The following is a 7,663-nucleotide window of genomic DNA, read 5'->3' as shown; positions in this document are numbered from 1 at the left end:
CCGGCGACCGCCGAAACGTGGTTGCAAGCCTTCGCCGTCTGGTGGAATTCGCTTAACTAAACACGATGGTGGCAGATGCCCACAAATAATTACGGCTGTGTGAAGCGCCGGCTGCACCGTCGACCGTCGGGGCCGAACCGTGTCCATTTTAAGCGTCCGAATCGAACCCGTGAGCAACAGAGCTGATTCGCTATGCAGATGCCACGACGATTCAACACCTACTGCCCGCATTGCAACGAGCATCACGAACACGAGGTCGAGCGCGTCCGCTCCGGCCGCACCTCCGGTATGACGAAGGTGCAGGGCCGCCAGCGCAAGCGCCAGACCTCCCGGATCGGGAACGCCGGCAAGTTCAGTAAGGTCCCGGGTGGTGACAAGCCCACGAAGAAGACGGACCTCAAATACCGCTGCAGCGAATGCGGTAAGGCCCACCTCCGCGAGGGATGGCGCGCCGGCAAGCTGGAGTTCCAGGAGTAATCCATGTCTGGAAACTTCTTCCGCGTTCAATGCCCGGACTGTGAGAACGAACAGATCGTCTTCGAGAAGGCTTCCTCGACGGTCGCGTGCGCCGTCTGCGGCACGACGCTCGCGCGCCCGACCGGCGGGAAGGCGGTCCTCGAAGGCGAGGTCACGGAGACCGTCGAGGCCCGATGAAGTACGAGGGCTGGCCCGAGCCGGGCGAACTCGTCGTCGGGAAAGTCGACGAGATCGAGGACTTCGGCGTCTTCGTCGACCTCGAGGAGTACCGCGATAAGCGCGGGCTGGTCCACATCAGCGAGGTCGCGAGCGGCTGGATCAAGAACGTCCGCGACCACGTCCGCGAGGGGCAGACCGTCGTGGCGAAGGTCCTCGACATCGACCGCTCCTCCCAGCAGATCGACCTCTCGATCAAGGACGTCAACGACCACCAGCGCTCGGAGGCCATCCAGGACTGGAAGAACGAGCAGAAGGCGGACAAGTGGATGGAACTCGCCTTCGGCGAGGAGGTCTCCGACGAGCAGTTCCGCGACGTCGCGGACGAGCTCGTCGCCGAGTTCGGCTCGCTCTACGACGGCTTCGAGCAGGCCGCCATCCACGGCGCCGAGGCCCTTGAGGGGCTCGACCTCGAGGAGGACGAGGTCGACGCCGTCGTCTCGACGGCCCGCGAGAACGTCTCCGTCCCCTACGTCACGGTGACGGGCTACGTCCACCTCGAGTCGCCGGCGCCCGACGGCGTCGACGACATCAAGGAGTCGCTGAAGGCGGCGGAGAACGAGGACGTGGTCCCCGAGGAAGCCGACCTCGAAGTGACGTACGTCGGCGCGCCCGAGTACCGCATCCGCGTCGAGGCGCCGACCTACAAGACCGCCGAGGACGAACTCGAGGCTGCGGCCGCGCGCGCGGCAGACGACATCGAGTCGCGCGGTGGCGCGGGCGAGTTCCACCGCGAGCGACAACTCGAAGAAGAAGCGTAGGCTCGTGCACTCGGACATCCGGATCTGCCGCGAGCACGACGACCCGGTTTACACGCTTTCTGCGACCTGTCCGGAGTGTGGCGAGCAGACGGAGAACTCCGCGCCCGCGCCGTTCGACCCCGACGACCCGTACGGTGAGTACCGACGCAAACTTAAGCGCCGCGTCCGCGACTAGGACGCATGGACGAAGTCGACATCGAGGTCGTCGCGGACGTAGAGTTGGACGACCCGGTTCTCGTCGAGGGGCTTCCCGGTGTGGGACACGTCGGGAAACTCGTCGCCGAGCATCTCGTCGAGGAGTCGGAGTCGACGCTCGTACGCCGCGTGCACTCCGAGCTGTTCCCGCCGCAGGTGACGGTGAGCGAGGAGAGCATCGCCTCGCTCGCGGACGCCGAGTTCCACGCGATCGAGTCCGATGAGCGCGACCTCCTCGTGCTGACGGGCGATCATCAGGCGACGGACAACCGGGGCCACTACCGGCTGACGGACGCGTTCCTCGACGTCGCCGACGAGTTCGGCGTCACCGACGTGTACGCGCTCGGCGGCGTCCCGACGGGTGAACTCGTCGAGGACCACGCGGTCGTCGGCGCGGTCGGCGACGAGGCACAGAAGGACGCCCTCGAGGACGCCGGCGTGGAGTTCCGCGCGGAGGAGCCCTCCGGCGGCATCGTCGGGACGTCCGGCCTCCTCGTGGGGCTCGGCGCGGAGCGCGGCTTCGAGGCCGCCTGCCTGATGGGCGAGACGTCCGGCTACCTCGTCGACCCGAAGAGCGCGCGCGCCGTCCTCGAGGTGCTGGAGAACCTCCTCGGACTCACCGTGGACTTCGAGGCGCTCGACGAGCGCGCCGACGAGATGGAGGACGTCGTCGAGCAGATGCAGCAGATGGAGCAGGGGCCGAGCGCGGGCGCGGACGAGGACCTGCGCTACATCGGGTAACGGGCTACTTTTCGAGCAGGTCGTCGAGTCGCGCCTCGACGGCGGCCATCTCGCCGTCGGTGATGCGGTGTGGGGCGTCGGGGTACGTCTCGAGCGTGACGTCCGCACCCAGTTCCGCGAGGGCGTCGCCGGTGCGTTCGACGGCGTCGACGCTGACTTCGGGGTCGTTCTCGCCGACGCCGCAGAAGACCGGCGTCCCGTCGAGCGACCCCGCCACCTCGCACGCGTCGCCCCCGGGGAGTGCGCCCGCGAGGACGAACGCGCCGCCGTAGCGTCGCGGCCGTCGGCGGAGGAACTCGGCGGCGAGACAGGCGCCCTGACTGAAGCCGAAGACGACGAGGGTCTCGGGGGAGAGGCCGGCGTCGCCGGCGGTGTCGACGGCGCGCGCGACGGCGTCCACGCCGGAGGTGAGCCACGGCTCGTTCGCATCGACGGGCGCCTCATAGGCGTGCGGATACCACGTGTACTTCGCGGCTTGGGGCGCGAGGAAGGCGACGCCGTGGCGGTAGAACTCCTCGGCGATGCGCGTGATGCTCGTCGCGGACTCGCCGCGGCCGTGCAGGAGGATGACGCCGACCTCGGCGGCGGGGAGCGGCGCGCCGCTGGTGACGAGCGGCTGGTCGCGGTGGGGGTCCTCGGGCGTCGTCGGGAGGAAGCGCTCGCTCACGGCGTGTAGTCGAGTGCGGGGAGTTGCGATTCGACGAGGTCGCGGTCCTCCTCGTAGCGGCCGGGGAGGACGAGCTCCTCGCCGAGCCGTTCGCGGGGCTGGTCGACGGTGACGCCGGGGCCGTCCGTGGCGAGTTCGAAGAGGATGCCGCCGGGTTCGCGGACGTAGAGCGAGTGGAAGACGTGGCGGTCCTTGACGCGCGAGACGCGGAGGTCGCGCTCGGCGAAGAGGTCGCGCCACTCGTGGAGCTCGGCCTCGTCGGCGACGCGGACGGCGACGTGGTGGAGGACGCCCGCGCCCTCGCGGCCGAACGGGACGTCGCGGTCGAGGACGTCGATCGTGGCGCCGACGTCCCCGGGGGCGCGATAGCGTATCCGGTCGCCGTCCTGTGCGACGAGGTCGAACCCGAGGGTATCGAGGACGCTCGCGGTCGCGTAGGGCTCGACGGAGAGGACGGCGACGCCGAAGAAGCCCCTGATTGCGTGCGCCTCGGGGACGCGACTCGTCCACGGCTCGACCGGCTGGTCGGCCTCGACGAGTTCGATGCGGGTGCCGTCGGGGTCGCTGAACCGGAGCGCCGTTTCCGCGCGCGGCGCGGGACTCGCGTCGTCAGCGTACCGGGCGTCCGGCCCGAAGCGCGTCTCTTCCTCGGACGCGACGCCGCAGTCGGCGAGGCGCTCGCGCCAGTAGCCGAGGGAGTCCTCGGGGACGGCGAACGCCATGCTCGCGGGCTGTGGCGGGCCGACGCGTCCGTCCTCGGCCTCGCGAGCGGGAAAACTCGTGTAGACGGTACCGGGCGACCCGTCGGCGTTCCCGAAGAGGAGGTGGTACTGGAGGACGTCCTCGAGGTTGACGGTGCGCCGGACGAGCCGGAGGCCCAACACCTCGGTGTAGAAGTCGAGGTTCGCCTGTGCGTCGCCGGCGAGTCCGGTGACGTGGTGGATGCCGGGCGTATCGGAGAGCACGACCCGGAAGTAGGGCGTCGCGGGCTTTCCGTGTTGTCCTAGGAGAGGTCCGCGACCTCGTAGCGGGCGTCCGCGTCGCGGAGGGGGTCGGTGACGCGGCCGACGGCGTCGGCGGTTGCGACGACGACGACGTCGAGGCCGCGCCCGGCGGCGGCGGCGGCGACTTCGCCGACGGCGAACGTGACGCTGGGCGGGTGCTCGGCGCGCCGGAGGGCGACGACGGCCTCGATACCGGTCGCGAGCACGAGGTCGGCGTCGGCGACGGCGTCCGCGAGCGCCCCGAGGTCGACGGCACCGCTGCCGCCGGTGCGGACGGGCGGGACCTGGTAGACGGTGACGGCGCCGGGTTCGAGGTCGATGATGCCCTCGAAGCCGGTGACGCCGACGTCCTCGCCGGCGGCGGCGTCCGTGGTGGCGACGCCGGACGCGGAGCCCTCGCCGTCCGGGTCGGCGTGCAGGAGCCCCTCGTGCATCGTGAGCGTGACGCTGTCGCCCGCTTCGACGTCGTCGACGGCGATCGCCGCGTCCTCGTGGACGCTCCCGAGGACGTCCTCGGTGACGCGGTCGGCGTAGCGTCGGACGTCGTCGGCGGTGCGCAGGAGCCAGTCGACGCCCTCCTTGGTGACCCGGTAGCGCGAGCGCCCCTCCTTCTCGACGAGGCCGTCGTCGACGAGGTCGCGGATGTACTCGCTGACCGCCTGCGTCGTGACGCCGACGGCGTCGGCGATCTCCCCCTGACTGACCGCGGGCTGGCGGTCCGCGATCTCGACGAGCACGCGGAACCGCGTCGCGGTCCGTTTGTCCGCGAGGACGTCCGTCATACGCTGGCAGTCGGCCCTGAGGGGCAAAGAGCCACCGGTGTAGTGAGAGAAAGGGCAGGGCTTAACGCCCGCCTCGCGCAACGTCGAGACATGGAGACGAACCCGGCGCTCGCTGGCGTGACGTGTACGGACTGCGACGAGTCGTTCGACGCGGCGGCGGCCACGGGCCGCTGTCCCGACTGCGGGGGCATCCTCGACGTCGAGTACGACCTCGACGCGCTCGACGTCTCGCGCGAGACGTTCGAGAACCGGTCCGAGCGCTCGCAGTGGCGCTATCGCGAGCTCCTGCCGTTCGCGCGCGAGGCGGCGGTGACGACGAACGAGGGCGGGACGCCGCTCGTTCCGGTGCCGGAGCTCGCCGCCGAGTTCGGCGTCGAGGCGGTGTACGTGAAGGACGAGGGCCGCAACCCGACGGGGACGATCGACGACCGCGCGCAGTCGGTGGCGGCGACGGCGGCGCGCGAGGCGGGCGCGACGGACGTGGCGCTGGCGTCGACGGGCGACGACGGCCAGTCGGCGGCGGCGTACGCGGCGCGCGCGGGCCTCGAGAGCCACACGTTCGTGCCGACGCGCGCGAGCTTCACGAACAAGGCGATGGTCAACGTCCACGGCGGGGACATGTCGGTCGTGGAGGGGCGTATCGGCGACGCGGACGCGGCGTTCGCGGACGCGGTCGCGGAGCACGACGACTGGCACCCGGTGCAGGTGTTCTCGACGCCGTTCGCGCACGAGGGCCTGAAGACGGCGTACTTCGAGGTCGCCGAGGCGCTCGACTGGTCGGCGCCCGACCACGTCGTTCATCCGACGGGGCGCGGCGCGGGTCTCCACGCGATCGCCACGGCCGCACGCGAGTTCGCCGACCTCGGGCTCGTCGATTCGGTGCCGGCGGTTCACGCCGCGCAGGCGGAGGGGTGTGCGCCGATCGTGCGCGCCTTCGAGGAGGGCCGCGACGGCCACGAGCCGTGGGAGGCCCCGGACACCATCTGCGGGCGCATCGAGATCCCCGACCCGACGGGGAGCGCGCTCGCTCTGGCGGCCGTCCGCGAGACGGGGGGCGACGCGGTGGCGGCGCCGGACCCCGAGATTCTGGAGGGCGCGACGTCGCTCGCGGAATCCGCCGGCCTCGAACTCGGCGCGTCCAGCGGCGCGTCGGTCGCGGCGGCGTACGCGCTCGCCGAACGCGACGCCTTCGCGTCGGACGACGTGCTCGTGCTCGTGAACGCGGGCGCGGGGAGCAAGGACGACGATATCCTCCGCTCGCATCTGATGGGCAAGGGCATCTGAACGGGCGTCAAAACTAAGGTTTAGACGGGGCTAATCGAGGGTAGTGATGCTGAGTGACGTCATGGAAGACTACCTGAAGGCCGTCTACGTCCTCGAGCGCGAGGACGGTGCACCCGTTCGGACGTCGGCGCTCGCGGAGTACCTGGGCGTGACGCCGCCGACGGTGACGAGCATGATCGAGAAGCTCGAAGAGCGCGGCCTCCTCGACCGCGAGAAGTACAAGGGCGTCGAGCTCACCGAGGAGGGCGAGACGGTCGCGCTCGAGGTGCTGCGTCACCACCGCCTCATCGAGTCCTACCTCGCCGAACACCTCGACTACGAGTGGAGCGAGGTCCACGAGGAAGCCGACGCCCTCGAACACCACATCAGCGAGGAGTTCGAGCGCCGCGTCGCGGCGGCGCTCGGCGACCCCCGCGTCGACCCCCACGGCGACCCCATCCCCACTGAGGACCTCGCACCGCTCGCGGACGACGACACCGTCGCGCTCGCCTCCGTCTCCGAGGGCGACACCGTCGTCGTCGCGCGCGTCAGCGACCGGGACGACGACCACCTCGACTACCTCGCGGCGCGCGGCGTCGAGCCCGGCGCACGCCTCGACGTCGTCGACATCGCACCCATCGACCTCATCACGGTGCGCGTCGACGACCGGGACGTCCATCTCCCGACGAGCATCGCGTCCGCGATCCGCGTGCGCGCCCCCGAGGACGCCGACGCGGACGAGGTGCCCGCGTAGATGCACGCGCTCCCGCTCGCCGCCGGTAACGGCCTCGACGCCGTCATCCAGCGCTACGCCGGTTACGGGCCCTTCCTCGCGGCCTTCCTCGCGAACTTCCTCGCGACCTTCGGCGACAAGGGCCAACTCGTCGTCATCACGCTCGCGAGCCGATACGACGCCAAACGCGTCTTCGCCGGCGCGATGGCGGCGTTCGCGGGGTGGAGCGCGCTCGAAGTCGCGTTCGGCGCGTGGGTGACGCGCGTCCTCCCGCAGGGCGCCATCGGCACCGTGACGGGCGTGCTCTTCCTCGCGTTCGGCCTCTGGACGGCGTACACCGTGTACGGTCGCTATCGGCGCGGCGGCGTCCCCGGCGCGTCCGCCGACGGCGGGACGGTCGCGATGCTCCCGGACCGCGTCGCGCGCTACACGCGCGGCTACGGGCCGGTCGCCACCGCGTTCTGCTTCATAGTCCTCGCCGAGGTCGGCGACAAGACCCAGCTACTCACCATCAACCTCGCCGCGACGTTCCCCGACGCACCGGTCCCGGTCTTCCTCGGCGTCATCGCGGCGCTCGGCATCCGCACCGGAATCGACGCCTTCCTCGGCGAACGCGTCGAACGCCTCCTCCCGACCGCGTACATCGAGGTGGCGGCCGCCGTCGTCTTCGTCGCGTTCGGCGTCGTCGAACTCGGCGTCGTCGGCGAGAACGCCCTCTTCGGCGCACTCGCGCTCGCGATCGCCATCGTCGGCTACGGCTACGCCAGCCACCGCTAGCGGCGACACGCGAACGCAGGCGTTTTCGCAATCTGGCACCTACACGC

General features: G+C 70.6%; 11 protein-coding genes. 8 read left to right on the top strand and 3 right to left on the bottom strand.

The genetic code is table 11. The annotated features are described in order from the left end of the window. Positions 1-192 precede the first annotated feature (192 nt). Genes IEY12_RS14780 through IEY12_RS14760 form a run of 5 tightly spaced genes read left to right on the top strand, consistent with a single transcriptional unit; the run spans position 193 to position 2,390 of the window. Positions 193-477, top strand: a complete 285-nt coding sequence (locus tag IEY12_RS14780) for a 50S ribosomal protein L44e (protein ID WP_123076980.1) — start codon at positions 193-195, stop codon at positions 475-477. 3 nt (positions 478-480) lie between these two features. Further along, the gene (locus tag IEY12_RS14775; RefSeq protein ID WP_123076978.1) at positions 481-654 is read left to right on the top strand and encodes a 30S ribosomal protein S27e; all 174 of its coding nucleotides are present in this window, start codon (positions 481-483) and stop codon (positions 652-654) included. Then, entirely contained in the window at positions 651-1,454 is an 804-nt protein-coding gene (locus tag IEY12_RS14770) for a translation initiation factor IF-2 subunit alpha (RefSeq protein ID WP_123076976.1), read from the top strand. Before IEY12_RS14775 ends, IEY12_RS14770 begins: the two co-directional genes overlap by 4 nt. A 4-nt stretch (positions 1,455-1,458) precedes the next feature. Continuing rightward, entirely contained in the window at positions 1,459-1,629 is a 171-nt protein-coding gene (locus tag IEY12_RS14765; protein WP_188884424.1) for an RNA-protein complex protein Nop10, read from the top strand. 5 nt (positions 1,630-1,634) lie between these two features. Then, positions 1,635-2,390 (top strand): proteasome assembly chaperone family protein, encoded by a 756-nt coding sequence (locus IEY12_RS14760; protein WP_188884423.1) that lies wholly within the window; start codon positions 1,635-1,637, stop codon positions 2,388-2,390. Between the two features lie 4 nt (positions 2,391-2,394). Here IEY12_RS14760 and IEY12_RS14755 read toward each other — a convergent pair whose 3' ends face one another. From IEY12_RS14755 to IEY12_RS14745, 3 genes are read right to left on the bottom strand one after another with little or no spacing between them, the layout of a single operon-like run. Next, complete coding sequence (locus tag IEY12_RS14755; protein ID WP_188884422.1) at positions 2,395-3,057, bottom strand: alpha/beta hydrolase; 663 nt, start codon at positions 3,055-3,057, stop codon at positions 2,395-2,397. Then, positions 3,054-4,022: a VOC family protein gene (locus IEY12_RS14750; protein ID WP_188884421.1), complete on the bottom strand. Its 969-nt coding sequence runs from the start codon at positions 4,020-4,022 to the stop codon at positions 3,054-3,056. Before IEY12_RS14750 ends, IEY12_RS14755 begins: the two co-directional genes overlap by 4 nt. Before the next feature lie 38 nt (positions 4,023-4,060). Continuing rightward, positions 4,061-4,843: a DUF7839 domain-containing protein gene (locus IEY12_RS14745; RefSeq protein WP_188884420.1), complete on the bottom strand. Its 783-nt coding sequence runs from the start codon at positions 4,841-4,843 to the stop codon at positions 4,061-4,063. A 90-nt stretch (positions 4,844-4,933) separates the two neighbouring features. Here IEY12_RS14745 and IEY12_RS14740 point away from each other — a divergent pair, with 90 nt between their 5' ends. From IEY12_RS14740 to IEY12_RS14730, 3 genes are read left to right on the top strand one after another with little or no spacing between them, the layout of a single operon-like run. Continuing rightward, on the top strand, positions 4,934-6,127 hold the full coding sequence (locus tag IEY12_RS14740; protein WP_188884419.1) for a threonine synthase: 1,194 nt from the start codon (positions 4,934-4,936) through the stop codon (positions 6,125-6,127). Between the two features lie 46 nt (positions 6,128-6,173). Next, on the top strand, positions 6,174-6,860 hold the full coding sequence (locus tag IEY12_RS14735) for a metal-dependent transcriptional regulator (RefSeq protein ID WP_188884418.1): 687 nt from the start codon (positions 6,174-6,176) through the stop codon (positions 6,858-6,860). Then, the gene (locus IEY12_RS14730) at positions 6,861-7,616 is read left to right on the top strand and encodes a TMEM165/GDT1 family protein (protein ID WP_188884417.1); all 756 of its coding nucleotides are present in this window, start codon (positions 6,861-6,863) and stop codon (positions 7,614-7,616) included. Positions 7,617-7,663: the final 47 nt, after the last annotated feature.

This window comes from Halarchaeum grantii (genome assembly GCF_014647455.2).
GTDB classification, from domain to species: Archaea; Halobacteriota; Halobacteria; order Halobacteriales; family Halobacteriaceae; genus Halarchaeum; species Halarchaeum grantii.
The sequence above is the reverse complement of the archived record's forward strand: the minus strand, read 5'-3'. Positions and strand labels throughout refer to the sequence as shown.

Bases quoted from the DNA above. Each gene is read 5' to 3' on its own strand.
- IEY12_RS14745 (WP_188884420.1), bottom strand. From the start codon at position 4,843: ATGACGGACGTCCTCGCGGACAAACGGACCGCGACGCGGTTCCGCGTG.
- IEY12_RS14770 (WP_123076976.1), top strand. From the start codon at position 651: ATGAAGTACGAGGGCTGGCCCGAGCCGGGCGAACTCGTCGTCGGGAAA.
- IEY12_RS14735 (WP_188884418.1), top strand. From the start codon at position 6,174: ATGCTGAGTGACGTCATGGAAGACTACCTGAAGGCCGTCTACGTCCTC.
- IEY12_RS14775 (WP_123076978.1), top strand. From the start codon at position 481: ATGTCTGGAAACTTCTTCCGCGTTCAATGCCCGGACTGTGAGAACGAA.
- IEY12_RS14730 (WP_188884417.1), top strand. From the start codon at position 6,861: ATGCACGCGCTCCCGCTCGCCGCCGGTAACGGCCTCGACGCCGTCATC.
- IEY12_RS14740 (WP_188884419.1), top strand. From the start codon at position 4,934: ATGGAGACGAACCCGGCGCTCGCTGGCGTGACGTGTACGGACTGCGAC.
- IEY12_RS14780 (WP_123076980.1), top strand. From the start codon at position 193: ATGCAGATGCCACGACGATTCAACACCTACTGCCCGCATTGCAACGAG.
- IEY12_RS14760 (WP_188884423.1), top strand. From the start codon at position 1,635: ATGGACGAAGTCGACATCGAGGTCGTCGCGGACGTAGAGTTGGACGAC.